Consider the following 17,150-nt stretch of genomic DNA (forward strand, 5'->3'; position numbering starts at 1 on the left):
TTACTACTCTTCAAAATAAGAGAATTCTGGTATATTTTTATCATATAATCGGGTTGTAATTGGTGGAATAAAAATCTTTTCTTTTGAACAGCTTTCTCTAAGTTCTGCTATTTTAGTTACACCTACATATACATCTGAAATCTTATACCATGTTGCATAGTCAACTATACCTGTTTTAGGTAAATTAAATACTCCTTGGAATACTTTAACCGCTTCAGCTGTATTCTTCCCAAATACTCCATCTTCAGGCACTTTGGGAATAAGTGGATAATTTTTAGATATTGTATTTAATTGATTTTGTATTGTTTTAACTGGTTCCCCTACTGATCCAATCGTTAAATCATAATCCGGATATGATTTAGGGCTTCCTTCAACCTTCTCTGCTGTTACCAGTTCAATATCATTTCCATAATAGTACTTTAATATTTCAAATGGTTGCATACCCTTGGATCCTAAGCCCTGGCTTCCCCATTGACTTAACCATTCTGGGCAACTAACACTTTTACCATCACAGTATTGAGTTAAAAGAGGTTGTTTCTTACCTATTCTTCTAACATAAGTAGAAAATATCTCATCTACAATTGCACCTATGCTATCATAGATATTCCTTCCATAATTAAATGCATGGTCATAAGCTGTAGAACTCGAAACATCGAAGTTCTTTCCTTTACCTCTATACCACTCCGTATATATTCTATTTAGAGTAAATGATAACATGCAAAATATATTTGCTCTTATTGCATTTGATGACCAAGTTGAATAAATTTCACACGATGCAACATTTTTAATATATTCTTTAAATGGCACTTTATAATTAGGTGCTGAAGGATCATTAGGACTTCCTTGATGTACAACAATATATTCAGGAATTACTGGTTTACTTAATACAACTCCTGAACTTGGTGGTGGTAATGGTTTATCAACCTCTTCTGGAATCTTGGGAGGAAAATCTCCATTAAGTGTATTAGGTAGAATATTAATAATTTCTTCTTGTCTAGTATTTCTAGATGTAATTTCAACTAGATTACATCTTTGATAAGCCACCTCTTCCGGAAATATTTGGCATCCTCTTATTATTAAAGTTTTGAATCCCTCTCTTTGTACCGTTATATCATATAAACTATACGGAATTTCATTACTGTTTTTGTCTAATGAATATTCTATAGGAGGTGCATTTAAATCTATTTGTTCAGTTAATCCAATTGAATTTGTAGTTAATTCAATCTCAGTTGTTGTAAGCTGAGTTTGTTTAATATAAACTTTGCTTCCATCTACTGGGATATAATTATCACCATTAAAACATTGGACTTTTAAGCTACCCTTATCAGCCACATAATTACCCCTTTATATTTCTTCTTCCAAATATCTTATGAAAAGTAACTGCCTTTTGTGACTAACTTTTTTAGTTGTTTATTAAAAATGCCTAATATATTTATATAACTCTGTTAATTTATTTGTTGGTAAAACTACTATGGCAATATTTCCTCCTAATGCTACAGTACTTGCACCTTCTATATTTTTATTTATTTTCTGTATATCATTACTAGATATATATTCAACTAACACTCCTTTCTTCTCATCTAAATTATCATATCTACTTAATACTTCCCTACTTATAGTACAACTTTCATTTATATTAGATAAATTATTTGAAATACTCCTATTAGAAATAGATGTTATTATATCTGAAATTATTTCTAGAGTATTAAATGCACATACTTCTCCATACCCCCAATATGGATCTGGATAATTAACCTGTGGTCTATCTCTTTTTGCTCCCTTTACTAAGTAATTCTTTAATCTTTGTCCAAATAAATAAAAATCATTCTTTTTAACTATGCCCCATTCCATAATTAACGCACAAATTCCAGCAACATGTGGTGCTGCCATAGATGTTCCTGACTTAGTATCAAACCTTCTATTCGGTATAGGCCCAAGTATTCCTTCTCCTGGTGCAACCAAATCTGGTCTAATTGCCTCATACAGCACGGGCTTTCCTCTTCCACTAAAAGAAGATAAAGTATTTGTTATATAATCATAACTTCCAACAGCAATTATGTTTTCTACGGTTGCAGGGATTCCAAGTGTATTCAATACTGATGGTTCTAAAAACTTAGTTTTTATATTAAGACCTTCTGCTATAGGTAGCCACATAGAATATTCTCCTGTATACTCATTTAGAACATTTATTGTTAGTGACCATTCCCCCCCTATTAAATACTCATCTAGTCCAACTAAAGCTATTTGGATTTCACCCTCTAAATCAAATGGTTTAGGACCAGCTACATATATTTGAAATCTATCACGTCCTATTGTTCCTTCAAAATAACCCTCTCTTAATATAATTTCTCCACTGCTTTTACCTGTTGGACTTATTATATTAATCGATAACTCAGGTAAAACAGGTTTATATAAATTTATTATTACAGTAGGTTCATCATTAGCTACATTAAAAGAAACTCTTTGGTTCACTTTTAAAGGTCCACCAACATGATGACTTTGATCGCCCTCATTTCCAGCTGCTATAACAATAGATACTCTCTCTAAATTAGCAACAGTTCTAATATACTGTTCTAATAAGCTACTCCCATTATGTGCTCCATCATTTGTACTTAAACTCATATTAACAACTAATGGCATCCCTAATTCTTTACTTTTATTAAGTAAAAATTTAAGTCCTTTCATTATTTGTGAACTTAAAGCATATCTTCCTCTTGCAGCTTTTACCATAGCTATTGAGCTTTTAGGTGCAACACCCATATATTTAAGATCTATTCTTCCTCCAGCGCAAGCAATTCCTGTAACATGAGTTCCATGCCCTGTTAAATCTTTAGAACTTACTACTTCAAACGGATCATTAGATTTTAATGCTTTATTTATTTCATTACTATCATATATCCTTCCTGCTTCACTTAAATCATAAATATATTTTATTCTTGTAGTTCCATCATCATTTAAAAAGGCTGGATGAGTATAGTCTATTCCTGAATCTATAAATCCTATAAGAACTCCTTCTCCTGAAACATTAAATCTACTAGTTGCTTGAGGTACACAACATGCTCCATTACTTTGAATATCTGTAGTATATAAATTTTTAGGTAACTCTATATATTGGATAATTGGACTTTTAGCTAATGATTCTAACTCATTTATAGGAATATTAACTATTCCAAATCCAAAACCCAAATCATAATATTGTCCACTTAATCCACCCACAAATTGTGCAATAGTATCTGCAGATTCTCCTGATAAAATTACAACTTCTATAAGTGTATTTTGATCAATCACATTTAATTGCGAATTTAGCTTATTTAATATTGCCTTAGGAACATTTTGCAGTAGACCTATTGAGGCATCTATTTTGGGTGCCGTTTGAAGTCTTATATTTTCTATCTTAATCACATCCCAATATTTTTAGGCATATAAAAAAATAACAAGTCAAAGATGTGACGTATATTTCATGTCAGACAAGGAGGTGATATCAGCTAATAGTAAGCCTATTAGCTGATTTTATCGACATGAGCAGAGAACCAAAAGTGAGAATCGAAATTTTATATTTTATTCTTCGAACTTTCACACCGTGCAATCTATGATTTTGTGTGAATCACTTACTCAGCGAGTGTATACGAGTCGAGCTTCTTTATCACACAAAATAGACTAATATACTGATTCGTTATTTTTTGAATATGCATTATAAAATAATGTATGCCTCTCATCATTATTAATTGAATACATTAAGCACGTGAAAGAAAAAAAAGTTTAGCTTATAGATTATCTATTAGCTAAACTTATTCACACAGTATGATGCTAAATAGACTAGCACACTGACTTGTTATTTGTTGAACATTCCTAATATTGTGTTTTCAATTTTTGGCTCTGTTTTAATATAAAAATAGTCATATATTCTAAATACAAATATATGACTATTCTAAATAATTTTATAATTTTATTTCTATTCTCTCCAATTTAGCAATTACACTTAGTTCTTTTACTTCCATCGTTTCAGTAAGCAGACTACCACCATTACTAACTAAAAGAACTTTGGAATTTCCTAAACTCTTTATTTGTCTTATTTTCCTTTTACCCTTATATTCAATCAAAAAGAATCCATTATTACTAATTTCCTTAACTATATGTGCAAAAGCCAAATCACCCTTTAACATTCTAAATCCCGTCATTTCATTATCTTCTAGCTCTAAATAGAAGACCTTATCTTGCGGATATTCTTCTACCTTATTTGAATGAATAGGTAATTCCTTAAATCCCTTTTTATTAGAAAGAGAATAATCATATATAGGTACACTTTTAATTACTGATGCAAATGCGTCAGTCCACACCTCTGAAGCTTTTTCTCTTTTTGCACTTGGTAATTCTCTTAAATTTTTCTTTTCTTGCATTAAATCTTCATCAGTAACAACCATACTTATATCATTTAAATCTGTTTTTAAAAATTTAGCTGCTCTATCTATGAATTCTTCAGTAACAACTTTTCTTCCCATTTCAACTTCATTTATATATTTTTCCGCTACTCCTAACTTTTTAGCTAGAACTTTAGCAGATATATCACTTTTTTCTCTTGCTTGTTTTATTTTCTCCCCTACACGGCTCACATTATTCTCTCCCTTTTTGTTGAGTTTCGAACCACTCTCTTTCCTCTATCAAGTGTTCTAATAAATATTTAAAAGACCAATTACAAGAAGTAGGTGTAGTTACAGCAAGCACGCCACCATTAATGAAACTTCTTATATACTTAATTGCTGCTTTTAATTCACCTTCGTTAAATCCATTAAACACTATCATATATTCTTTGGGCATATCTTGAGATTCATCAACTATGTTCAACCCCGATATGATATCTTTAACCTTCATTTGGCTCATATCACTTGTGACTTTAATAACTTTACCATATCGTTGCTTTATTTTAACAATTTCATTATCTTCTAATCCATAAACTAATATGCATTTAATATTCTGGATCATACTTACACCACCTTTACACCCTTGTAATAAGGCTTATTAAAGAAAATAATAAGTCAAAGATGCGACGTATATTTTAGTGTCATACTGACTTGTTATTTATTTTAATGTGCCTAAATACTATATAATTCTAAAATTTATTCCTCAATTATTTCTGGTTCTTTATAAGTTTCTCCTTGAGTATCTACCTTGACACTTTCCATTACTTGATCTTCATAAGGTCTATCTGCTCTATCAGTCTTTGTAGCAACTATATCATCAACAATATCAATACCTTCAATAACTTTACCAAATGATGCATATTGACCATCTAAATGTGGAGAATTTGCTACCATAATAAAGAATTGACTTCCTGCTGAATTAGGATCCATAGTTCTTGCCATAGATAATACACCTTTTGAGTGCTTTAACGTATTTTTAAATCCATTAGATGTAAATTCACCCTTTATGCCATATCCAGGGCCACCCATTCCATTACCTTCTGGACATCCTCCTTGAATCATAAAACCTGGAATAACTCTGTGGAATATTACTCCATCATAAAATCCTTTATTAATTAAATCAATAAAATTATTTACCGTATTCGGTGCTATTTCTGGATATAATTCTGCCTTAATAGCCCCTCCATTTTTCATAGTTATTGTAACAATAGGATTTTTCATGAAAATTCTCCTTTCAACATTAGGCATTATAAAAGTATTTAACCAAACATTTTAAAATACTATTTTATTATTCTTATAGTGCCTCAAACTTAATATTATTATTAACTAAATAATTAATATAAGACATATGAATTATTTAGTATTAATCTATTATATCTATTAATCTTTTAGAAAGATCAATTATTTCATTGCTTTTATTAGAATTTAGTATAACTATATTCCCTTGTTGCTGTCTATCAGTTAATAAATTTTTTTCTTCTAATCTTCTTTTTAATTCTTGTGAAGTTCCAAGCCCTCCATCAATAATAGGTATAGTTTTATCCATTATTTTATATAATGTTTCTTTTATAAATGGATAATGAGTACATCCTAAAACAACAACACCTATATCATTAATTAAATATGGCTTAAATTTTTCCTTTAAATAATTCTCTAAATCCTCACCTTGTAAAATTCCATGCTCTATGAATTCAACTAATTTAGCACATGGTAATGATACTATATCATAATCTTCCTTATATTTGTCCATAAGATGCTTAAATTTCTCTTCTTTTAATGTCATTGGTGTTGCCATTATTATTATGCTACCTTTTCTATGATACCTTACAGCTAACTTTAGTGCTGGTTCTATTCCCACAATTGGAATATCTTTATACTTATCCCTAATCAAATCTATTGCAGCACTTGTTGCGGTATTACATGCTACAACAATAGCTTTTGCATGTTTTTCCAATAATAATTCTACTGCCTTAGTTGTAAGCGTTCTAACTTCCTCTAATCCCTTGATTCCATAAGGTGCATTTTTTGAATCACCAAAATATATATAATCTTCATTAGGCATTAAACGAATAGCTTCTTTCATTACACTTAATCCGCCTACTCCTGAATCAAAAAAACCTATAGGCCTATTTTTAATATCCAAAGTGTCCACACTCCATTTTCCTTATATTATCTAATAAATATTTTATTACTTTATTAAGAATAAATCTATATAGAATTGCTTTTTCACTATACTTTTAGATTAATTTTTATTTAAAAAATAATTTTAAGCATACAATATATAGTGCTTATTAATAATTAAATTTTATGCTATATTTCATTTTAAAACAGCTATATGTCCTATTCTTCAACTAATTATACTATACATAGTTAATTTTTAAATTTAGCCTTAAACATATTGACACCACTCTGTACTTATAATAGAATTTCCATATAGTTAAATTTACGAATGTTTTAATACATTTTTAATTTTTTATTCGATATTTATTGATTTTTATACAATTTTATATATGGAAGGATGTGAAAAGCTTATTACAGGAGTATTCTGTAATAGCTGATTATATGAACAATTTACTTTATGTTATTAAGAAAGAACATCACAATGCTAAGGATTTAAATGCTATCTTAAAGGAGCATACTCAAATTAAATTTGTATCATTTGTAGGAATTGATTTATCAGGTAATGATACTGATGAAAAAATTCCTGTTAAACTTTTCTTAGATGATATTGATTCATTTTTAAATGGAATTGCAGTTCAAACAGATGGTTCTTCTGTAGTTTTACCTGGCATTGCAACTTTAAATAATGCTAAAGTTGATATGATTACTGATTTAAATTGTAATTGGTTTGTTGATTATAACTTTAATTTTATTGATACAGTTACTAACAGTCCTGTTGGAACATTAAGAATACCTTGTTTCCTATACCATGATAATAAACCAGTTGATTCTAGACATATCTTAAGTGCAGCTGTATCTACATTTAAAGAAAGTCTTACTAATATATTTACTACTAAACCTGAAATATTAAAAGTTTATGGAATTACTGCTGATGATGTGGAAGAAATAATTATTACATCAGCTACTGAGTTAGAATTTTGGGTTAAAACTCCTAATGACATAGCTGAAGTTGAAGAGTTGTCAACTTCTCAAGTACTACATGAACATTATTGGACACGAACTAAAGGTGCTGTAAGAACCGCATTGGAAGAAACTCTGCTTTTAATGGAAGACTACGGATTTGAACCTGAAATGGGTCATAAAGAAGTTGGTGGTGTAAGAGCTAGATTAACTTCATCAGGTAATTTTGACCACGTAATGGAACAAATAGAAATTGACTGGAAATATTCTGATGCTCTTCAAGCTGCTGATAATGAATTGTTTGTAAGAATATTAGCTCAAGAAACATTTAGGAGAAACGGTCTTGAGGTAACATTTATGGCAAAACCAATTGAAGAAGTTGCAGGTTCTGGAATGCATACACATTTAGGTGTTAGCTTAAAATTAAAGAACGGAAAGAGGCTTAATATCTTTAATGGTCCTAAAGATCACTTTTTAAGTGTAATAGGATATGGTGCTGTTATGGGAATTCTTAAAAACTATGAAGTTATAAATCCATTTATTTCTTCAACAAATAATTCATTAAAGAGATTAAAACCTGGATTTGAAGCTCCAATTTGTATAGTAACTTCACTTGGTCAAAGTCCAGAAAATCCATCAAGAAATAGATCTATCTTACTTGGATTAATTAGAGATTTAAATTCTCCATTAGCTACTAGACTTGAACTTAGATCTCCAAATCCTCATACAAACACATATATTGCAATGGCAGTTTCTTATATGTCAATGCTTGATGGTATTTCTTATGCAATAGATAATAACAAAACTGAAGATGAGCTTCTTGCAGAATTATCAAAAAAACCAGGTGAATCTGCACAATATCTTGAAAAAAGTAGAGCTTATAGAACTGAAGAAGATGTTTTTGAACATTTCACAGAATTAGAAAGAAATAAATACTTTGGAAAAGCTCCTGCCACTGTTTATGAAAACTTAGCTCAACTTGATAGTTGTCCTATAAAGGTTAAAGTATTAAAGAGAAATGATGTAATGACAACTTCACTTATTAATAGCTTTAAATTAGCTGCTATGGAAAGATGGTCTACTGAAATTACTCATAGAGTCATTAATAACTACATTAGTGAAATTAGATCATTCTTACCTGTTCATTCATTAGATAAAGCTTTAGATTTAGATATTTCTACTTGGATGAAAATAAATGATTTAAGAATCTACATTATGAAAGATACTTATACTACCAAGAGCTTATTTACTCGAATTAAAACTGCATTTAGTAATGAGGATTATTCAGATGCTTCAAGATTATATCTTGAACTTGAAGACAAAATGAAAGTACTTAGACACTTGTATTCCTCTTATAAAAAGAATCTTTTAGATATTTAAATAATTTTAATATAGATATGTTATAAATGGGATAATAAAAATATTTTTTATTATCCCATTTTTCATTTATTTTGTATAAAAATACTTTATATGATATAATAAGACATATTTATCCTTGGTTATTCAACTAAAGTTGTGAGGTGCTTATAATGCGTTTAGTTCCAATCGAATGTGTTAAAGAAGATTCATTATTAGGCAAAACTATATATGATATTGAAGGACGAACTCTACTTAAACCTGGAGTTAAGTTAACGACTTCTTTAATTTCTAAAATTAAAGAATTGAATATATTTTCTTTATACATAGTTGATGACTATAGTGATTATGAAATAGAAGATATAATAAAACCTGAATTGCGACAAAAAGCAATTAAAACAATTAGGCAAACATTTACTGATATAGAACGAGTATCTTTAGCTCATGACTTCAAAAAAAGGTCTATAAGTGATTATTCAAAGAAGGAGCAAGATTACTTTGCATCAATTAATAGTATCTCTGAAGAATTGTTAGATAACATATTATCTAACAAACACTTACTTGTTTCATTAGTGGATATAAAAAATATGGATAGTTATACATACCAACATTCTGTAAATGTAGCTGTTCTTTCATTAGTTTTAGGAATAAGTTTAAAGCTTCCAAAGTATAAATTGATTGAATTATGTACTGGTGCTTTGCTTCACGATATTGGTAAAACCTTCATAGACAGTGGTATTCTACAGAAACCTGGTAGATTAACTGAATATGAATTTTCAATAATAAAACAACATCCTATTAAGGGATATGACTTCTTGAGTTCTATATATGATTTCAATTCTAATAGTAAATTAATAATTCTTCAGCACCATGAAAGAATTGATGGACTAGGTTATCCTTATGGAATAAAAGATAATAAAATTAATTATATGGCTAAAATTTCAAGTATAGCAGATGTTTATGATGCATTAACATCTGACAGACCTTATAAAAGAGCTATGTGCCCTGGTCAAGCATTGGAATACTTAATGGCTAATACTGGGACATTTTTCGATTATGAACTGGTAAAAGTTTTCTCAAGAGTACTTGTTCCTTTTCCAAATGGCACAATAGTATCTCTTAGTAATGGAGAAATAGGTATAGTCGAAGAAAATTTTCCCAATTTTCCACTACGTCCATCTATTAAAGTACTCAAAAGTATAGATAAAAATAACATAGGTTCTCATATTAATTTGTTGGATGAACTTTCAATTGTAATATCCGACATAGAATATAGTACTTAATACATATTAAAAAGAGTGTATTTCATTTGAAATACACTCTTTTTAATAAATTTTTATTCTGCTATATTAAATACTTCTAAGTCTTTATTTTCATCAAGCTTTTCTAATTCTACATCTGCAATTGCCCTTAATGTATCTAGTGCAGTAATTACACCTAAATTTCTTTCGACTGCAGCTCTTCTAATCAAGAACCCATCTCTCTTAGAGTCATTACCCTTTGTTGGTGTGTTAACAACTAAATCTACTTCTCTGTTCTTAACAACATTCAAAATATTTGGTTGTTCTTCGTCTATCTTGCGAATTTCTTCCGCATCTATACCTGCTTCTCTTAAAAGAGCACATGTTCCTGCAGTTGCTACAAACTTATATCCAACTTCTGCAAGGTCTTTTGCTATAGGTAAGAATTCTGCCTTATCATGTTTATTTATTGTTGCTAGTATCTTTCCTTTTTCTTTTGATGGATACATATTAGCTCCAACGAATCCCTTATAAAGTGCTTCGTTTAGAGTTCTGCCTACGCCTAAAACTTCTCCTGTAGATCTCATTTCAGGCCCTAAGCACACTTCAACATTAGGTAATTTTTGTGTTGAGAATACAGGAACCTTAACTGAAATTAATTTTGGTTCTTTATATACATCTATTCCATACCCCAAATCTGCTAATTTAGCTCCTAGCATAACTTGTGTCGCTAAATCTACTATCGGAACTCCACTTACTTTACTTATATAAGGAACTGTTCTTGATGCTCTTGGATTAACTTCAATTACATATAATTCTCCTTCAAATTCTATGAATTGAATATTTATCATTCCTTTTATTCCTATTGCTAAAGCCAACTTCTTAGTATATTCTAGTACCTTCGCCTTAATTTCATCACAAATATTTTGACTTGGATACATAGTTACACTATCCCCTGAATGAACCCCTGCTCTTTCTAAATGTTCCATAATTCCTGGTATTAATATATTTTCTCCATCAGATATAGAATCTACTTCTATTTCTCTACCCATTAGATATTTATCTATAAGAATTGGATTTTTCTTATCTTTTGCAAAAGCATTAGTTAAGTAGAATGTTAATTCTTCCTCATCATGAGTTATCTCCATTCCTTGACCACCAATTACATATGAAGGTCTAACTAGTACTGGGAATTTTAATCTTCTAGCTTCTTCTAAGCCTTCTTCTACTGACCATATTCCTTTACCCTTTGGTCTTGATATTCCTAGTTTTTCTAATAAAGCATCAAACTTTTCTCTATCTTCAGCCATATCTATTTGATCTGCTGTAGTTCCAAGTGTTACAATATTTTGTTCTTTTAAGAAATTGGCAAGTTTAATAGCTGTTTGACCACCGAATTGAAGTATTACACCATCTGGTCTTTCTTTTTCGATTATATTTAAAACATCTTCTTCTGTTAATGGCTCAAAGTATAACTTATCTGATACATCAAAGTCAGTACTTACTGTTTCTGGATTATTATTAACTATTATAGTTTCAATTCCAAGCTTCTTTAATGCTTTTACACAATGTACTGAAGCATAGTCAAATTCAATTCCTTGACCTATTCTTATTGGACCTGAACCTAAAACTATAACCTTCTTCCTATCTGATACTTCAACTTCATCATATTGTTCATAAGTTGAGTAGTAGTAAGGTGACAATGCTTCAAATTCTCCTCCACAAGTATCAACCATCTTATATGAAGGCTTTATATTCCAAATGTCTCTTAATCTATATACATCATCAGGACTAACCTTTAACATGTCTGCTATAGCCTTATCTGAGAACCCTTTTTTCTTTAGGTTATGTAACCATTCTTTATCTAAATCTTCAATTTTACTTAATTTTAATCTTTGTTCTTCTTCTACTATCCATTTGATTTTTTCTAAGAAAAATTTATCTATACCTGTAATTTTATTTATTTTATCAAGCATATAATCTCTTCTTAACATTTCTGCTAATGCAAATATTCTTTCATCATCAGGTTTCATCACTAATTGTTTAAGTTCTGACATACTATGTTCTTTAAATTTCTTATGATCTAAAGAGTACTTTCCTATTTCTAAGCTTCTTATTCCCTTTAAAAATGCTTGCTCTAAGTTAGCTCCGATAGCCATTATTTCTCCTGTTGCCATCATCTTTGTTCCAAGCTGTCTATCAGCTCCAAAGAATTTATCGAAAGGCCATTTTGGTATCTTAACTACTACATAATCAAGTGTTGGCTCAAAACATGCATAAGTTTTTTGAGTTACAGCATTCTTAATTTCATCTAATCCATATCCAAGTGCAATTTTAGCAGCCAATTTAGCAATAGGATATCCTGTTGCTTTTGATGCTAAAGCTGAACTTCTTGAAACTCTTGGATTAATTTCTATAACTGCATATTCAAAAGAATTTGGATTTAATGAAAATTGCACATTACATCCACCTTCAATTTTTACTGCATTTATTATGTTAATTGATGCTGTTCTTAGCATTTGATATTCTTTATCTGAAAGAGTTTGTGATGGTGCTACAACTATACTATCTCCTGTATGTATACCAACAGGATCTATGTTTTCCATGTTACATACAGTAATACAGTTACCATAAGAGTCTCGCATTACTTCATATTCTACTTCTTTCCATCCCTTAACGCTTTTTTCAAGTAAAACTTGACCTATTGTACTTAATTGAAGCCCCGATTCTAAGATAGTTCTTAATTCTTCTTCATCGTCAGCGATACCACCACCAGATCCTCCTAAAGTATATGCCGGTCTAACTATAACTGGATATCCTATTTTACTAGCAAAATCTACTCCTGCTTCTAGTTCAGTAATTATTTCACTCTTTATAACTGGCTCCCCAATTCTATTCATCATATCTCTGAACAGCTCTCTATCTTCACCTTCTTTGATAGATGCAATAGATGTTCCAATTACTTTTACATCATATTTTTCTAAGACTCCAGAATCATGTAATTCTACAGCAAGGTTAAGTCCTGTTTGACCACCCATTCCTGCAAGTAAGCTATCTGGTCTTTCCTTTGCAATAACTTTTTCAACAAATTCTAATGTTAATGGTTCTAAATAAACCTTATCTGCAACTTCTTTATCTGTCATAATTGTTGCAGGATTTGAATTTACTAATACAACCTCTATACCCTCTGATTTTAATGCTTCACAGGCTTGAGTTCCTGAATAATCAAACTCTGCTGCCTGACCTATAACTATTGGACCTGATCCTATAACTAAAACTTTTTTTATATCTTTATTTAATGGCATTTATCCTAACCTCCTATAGTGCATACTCTAAAAATTTATCAAATACATATTCGCTATCCTTTGGACCTGCTGATGCTTCAGGATGGAATTGAACTGAGTATATTGGTAAAGTCTTATGCTTCATTCCTTCTACAGTTCCATCATTTATATTTACATGAGTAACTTCTATATCATCTGGTAATGTTTCTACTACATAACCATGATTTTGTGAAGTTATGTGCACAATATTAGCCTCTAGATCCTTAACTGGATGATTACATCCTCTATGCCCGAACTTTAACTTAGCAGTTTTTCCACCTAAAGCTAATCCTAATAATTGATGGCCTAAGCAAATACCTACTATTGGCTTCTTACCAACTAATTTTTTTATATTTTCTATAGCAAAATCTAAATCTTCTGGATCTCCAGGACCATTAGATAAAAAGACTAAGTCTGGATTAACACTTAAAATTTCTTCTGCTGTTGCAGTAGCTGGAAACACTGTTAATTTACAGTTTCTCTTTTTAAAGTTTCTTATTATATTATTTTTTATTCCAAAGTCCATGATTGCTACATGTTTTCCTGTTCCCTCAATTGTATAAACTGTTTTTGTGCTAACAGTTTTTACAGCTTCCTTAGTTGAAAAGCCCTCTATTTTTTCTTTAACATGTTCATCATCAACATCTTCTAATGCAATAATGCCTCTCATTGTACCGCTATTTCTCAATACCTTAGTTAATGCTCTTGTATCTATTCCTTCTAATCCAATAACTTTTCCTTGCTTTAAGAAATCTTCTAGCTCTAATTCGCATCTAAAGTTACTTGGTAAATCACATTTTTCCCTTACAATAAATCCACTGACTTTTATTGAATCAGATTCCATGTCTTCAAGATTAATTCCGTAGTTACCTATTAAAGGATAAGTCATAGTTACTATTTGACCATAATATGATGGGTCAGTAAGTACTTCTTGATATCCCGTCATTCCTGTTGTAAATACTACTTCTCCAACACTTTCTTTTAAATATCCAAAGGCTTTACCTTCAAAAACCATACCATTTTCTAATATAAGATTTGCTTTCACGCTTAGTCCTCCTTATTTTATATATCTGATTGAAAGTATACACTTAAAAAACATTTTTTATGTAAAATAAAAGGATACTAAAGAGACTCCAAAAAAATTGGTCTCCTCACTATCCAAACATATCTATACTTAATTATATTAAATGTCTCTAAAGACAAAGCTATGAAATTTTTCTTTAATTTACAAAATAACATACTCATAGACTCCTTTCTGGCCTCACAGGACCAAGTTAAAGTGTATCTTTTATCTTATTATCTTTTACCTTGTATATCATTGTAGTTTATCATATATTTTCTGTCAAGATAAATACTCTATTCTTCATAAACATTTTTATTTTGACTTTCTAATTTTTCCACGATTTTTATTATATTTGTAAAATCACTAATTAATTCAATAGATAATTTTTCTACTTTTGAATATATTGTATCTGTTGCATTATTATTTTCTATTTGATCTATAACTTCTTGTCCATATTCATGAAATTTTTTGTGCTTTTTTTCTAAGTTTATCCAAACTGATAAAACCTCTTTATTTTTAGGCTTCATTGAATAATAAAAATGTCCAAATCCGCATTTATTATCATCTACTTGTAGTGGAATTACTTCTCCACTTATTATAATATCTTTAAGAGTCCCTAACCAATTTTTATGTGCTGTAATAGCTTTATTAACTGAATCTATAAATAATTCATTATTTATCATATAATATCTATCACTTAACAATTCTCCTATTACTTTTATTGCTTTATCTAAATCTCCTTCCATTTTAGATACAGGTAAAATTATGTTATGTAAGTCTTTACTTATTCCTTCTAGCATGATTGTATTATTATTTAATGTATCAATATCTTGTTCAAGTTCTTTAACGCTACTTGAGACTTCATCCATTGATGAATTTATTTCTTCACTATTAGCTGCTACCATACTTATTGCATCAGTAATATTATTAATATTTTCTCTATTTTCCTTACTTGTTTTAACAACTGAATCTAAATTATTATTTATATTTTCTAAAGATTCAACTGTATTATCTACACTATCATTACTTTTATTAGATGCTACTTCAATAGCGGATACAAAAGATGACATATTAGCCGTTAAGGTCTTTGTTTCATCTGCTAAATTTCTTATTTCTTCTGCAACTACTGCAAACCCTTTTCCACTTTCTCCTGCTCTTGCAGCCTCTATTGATGCATTAAGTGCTAATAAATTAGTTTGTTCTGAAATTTCATTAATAGCATTTATAACACCTTGTATATTTCTTATAACATCTAAAAGATTATTCATATCTTCCTTCATACCTTTTGAATGACTAATCGCAGTTTCTGAAAAATCCTTTATTTCTACTAATTCTAATTCACTTTTTTTAGTAGATTCAAGAAGTACTAATGAATTTTCAGATAATTTTCCTATAGCTTGTGTCATATCAGTATGAGCTGCTGTAACTTCTTCAGATGTACTTGAAGATATTTCAGATGCATTAGATATATTCTTTACTAAATGGGCCATTTCATGACTTACATTAGATATTTTTTCTTCTTTATCCTTTAATATTAAATCTAAACTGCTCATTTGTATAACTGAATCTAAAACTAACTTAGTTATCTTTTGAATACTATTTTTCCCATTATTTAACCTAATATTTATTGACTTTACTTTTTCCAAAGTACTATTATCTATTTTAAAATTATCCTTTGTTTCCCTTAAAAGATATATATCATTTACTAATTTACTTATAGTATTATTTTTGCTATTAAACATATAATCCCCTCCCTATTTTACCAATTGTACACTATTTATTATTCATTAATATTATTTTTCTACTCAATGCTCTTGGCATAAACTTATTTCCAAAAACTAAAAGTTTATTTTTATAACCTGGAATAATTATTGCTTTTCCTTTTAAAAATCCTATATATCCTTGTTTAGCAACCTTATCTGCATCCATTAAATACTTTTTTGCCTTTTCTGATTTTTTTATTCCTGATTTTTCTTGAAATCCTGTCTTTACAGGTCCAGGACATAAACAGCTTACCCTTACTCCTAAATCTTTAACTTCATCATGCAAAGATTCTGTTAAAGATAAAACATAGGCTTTACTAGAATAATACATTGCCATCTTAGGTCCTCCAACAAATGCAGCAGTTGAAGCTACATTTAATATTCCCCCAGATTTTCTTTCAGTCATTTCTCTAATAAAATGTTTTGTAAATTTAGTTAATGTAATAATATTTATATTTATTAGCCTTTCTTCAAACCCATCTTGACCTTCATGAAAGAAACCAAAACAACCAATTCCAACATTATTTATTAAATTATCCACAGTTATATTTTTTTCATCCACAAATTTAAAGACTTTTTCACAAGAGTTATCCACCGATAAATCAATTGGTAGAATATACACCTTAATTCCATACTCCTTTTGAAAATTAACTTTAAGTTCATTTAACTTCTTTTCATCCCTTGCTACCATAATTAAATTATGTTTATCTTTCGCAAATAGTTTAGAAAATTCTAGTCCTATTCCTTGGCTAGCTCCCGTTATTAATGTGTAGTTATTTAAATTACTCATATCTACTCTTTCCTTCTTGTTATTTATCTCAATTATATCAGAATAAAGAATTTATATATCCATATTTTTTTAAATAAGCAGTATAATAACAAAGTGAAGTGCACCCTTTTAGACA

General features: G+C 29.6%; 11 protein-coding genes and 1 pseudogene. 2 read left to right on the plus strand and 10 right to left on the minus strand.

The window, feature by feature from the left end; all coding sequences use genetic code 11:
- Positions 1–3: 3 nt before the first annotated feature.
- The 6 genes and pseudogenes from BM027_RS06775 to murI form a co-directional block, all read right to left on the minus strand.
- A complete protein-coding gene (locus tag BM027_RS06775; RefSeq protein WP_090089970.1) occupies positions 4–1,332 on the minus strand; it encodes a peptidoglycan-binding domain-containing protein in 1,329 nt (442 codons plus the stop codon).
- Positions 1,333–1,563: 231 nt separating this feature from the next.
- A pseudogene (locus BM027_RS18695) lies at positions 1,564–3,393 on the minus strand (S8 family peptidase); the annotation flags it as partial.
- A gap of 545 nt (positions 3,394–3,938) precedes the next feature.
- A complete protein-coding gene (locus BM027_RS06785) occupies positions 3,939–4,610 on the minus strand; it encodes a helix-turn-helix domain-containing protein (RefSeq protein WP_090089974.1) in 672 nt (223 codons plus the stop codon).
- A gap of 1 nt (position 4,611) precedes the next feature.
- Complete coding sequence (locus BM027_RS06790) at positions 4,612–4,980, minus strand: DUF3783 domain-containing protein (RefSeq protein ID WP_090089977.1); 369 nt, start codon at positions 4,978–4,980, stop codon at positions 4,612–4,614.
- Positions 4,981–5,114: 134 nt separating this feature from the next.
- The gene (locus BM027_RS06795) at positions 5,115–5,639 is read right to left on the minus strand and encodes a peptidylprolyl isomerase (RefSeq protein WP_090089979.1); all 525 of its coding nucleotides are present in this window, start codon (positions 5,637–5,639) and stop codon (positions 5,115–5,117) included.
- Positions 5,640–5,781: 142 nt separating this feature from the next.
- Positions 5,782–6,561: a glutamate racemase gene (murI, locus tag BM027_RS06800; protein WP_090089982.1), complete on the minus strand. Its 780-nt coding sequence runs from the start codon at positions 6,559–6,561 to the stop codon at positions 5,782–5,784.
- A 419-nt stretch (positions 6,562–6,980) separates the two neighbouring features.
- On the opposite strand from murI, the gene BM027_RS06805 reads away from it, so the two are divergent.
- Together BM027_RS06805 and BM027_RS06810 are read left to right on the plus strand one after the other, a co-directional pair.
- A complete protein-coding gene (locus tag BM027_RS06805) occupies positions 6,981–8,879 on the plus strand; it encodes a type I glutamate--ammonia ligase (protein WP_090089985.1) in 1,899 nt (632 codons plus the stop codon).
- A gap of 149 nt (positions 8,880–9,028) precedes the next feature.
- Entirely contained in the window at positions 9,029–10,138 is a 1,110-nt protein-coding gene (locus tag BM027_RS06810) for an HD-GYP domain-containing protein (RefSeq protein ID WP_090089986.1), read from the plus strand.
- A gap of 53 nt (positions 10,139–10,191) precedes the next feature.
- Here BM027_RS06810 and carB read toward each other — a convergent pair whose 3' ends face one another.
- The 4 genes from carB to BM027_RS06830 all read right to left on the minus strand — a co-directional run bounded on the left by carB (position 10,192) and on the right by BM027_RS06830 (position 17,035).
- The gene (gene carB / locus BM027_RS06815; RefSeq protein WP_090089989.1) at positions 10,192–13,401 is read right to left on the minus strand and encodes a carbamoyl-phosphate synthase large subunit; all 3,210 of its coding nucleotides are present in this window, start codon (positions 13,399–13,401) and stop codon (positions 10,192–10,194) included.
- 13 nt (positions 13,402–13,414) lie between these two features.
- Entirely contained in the window at positions 13,415–14,464 is a 1,050-nt protein-coding gene (gene carA, locus BM027_RS06820; protein WP_090089992.1) for a glutamine-hydrolyzing carbamoyl-phosphate synthase small subunit, read from the minus strand.
- Between the two features lie 311 nt (positions 14,465–14,775).
- Complete coding sequence (locus BM027_RS06825) at positions 14,776–16,224, minus strand: methyl-accepting chemotaxis protein (RefSeq protein ID WP_090089994.1); 1,449 nt, start codon at positions 16,222–16,224, stop codon at positions 14,776–14,778.
- Positions 16,225–16,255: 31 nt separating this feature from the next.
- A complete protein-coding gene (locus tag BM027_RS06830) occupies positions 16,256–17,035 on the minus strand; it encodes an SDR family NAD(P)-dependent oxidoreductase (RefSeq protein WP_090089995.1) in 780 nt (259 codons plus the stop codon).
- Positions 17,036–17,150 lie beyond the last annotated feature (115 nt).

Origin of the sequence: Clostridium uliginosum, from assembly GCF_900112485.1 — a bacterium.
GTDB classification, from domain to species: Bacteria; Bacillota; Clostridia; order Clostridiales; family Clostridiaceae; genus Clostridium; species Clostridium uliginosum.

Coding starts and splice junctions, on each gene's coding strand:
- BM027_RS06810 (WP_090089986.1), top strand. CDS start 9,029: ATGCGTTTAGTTCCAATCGAATGTGTTAAAGAAGATTCATTATTAGGC.
- BM027_RS06830 (WP_090089995.1), bottom strand. CDS start 17,035: ATGAGTAATTTAAATAACTACACATTAATAACGGGAGCTAGCCAAGGA.
- BM027_RS06790 (WP_090089977.1), bottom strand. CDS start 4,980: ATGATCCAGAATATTAAATGCATATTAGTTTATGGATTAGAAGATAAT.
- BM027_RS06795 (WP_090089979.1), bottom strand. CDS start 5,639: ATGAAAAATCCTATTGTTACAATAACTATGAAAAATGGAGGGGCTATT.
- BM027_RS06805 (WP_090089985.1), top strand. CDS start 6,981: ATGAACAATTTACTTTATGTTATTAAGAAAGAACATCACAATGCTAAG.
- BM027_RS06825 (WP_090089994.1), bottom strand. CDS start 16,224: ATGTTTAATAGCAAAAATAATACTATAAGTAAATTAGTAAATGATATA.
- carB (WP_090089989.1), bottom strand. CDS start 13,401: ATGCCATTAAATAAAGATATAAAAAAAGTTTTAGTTATAGGATCAGGT.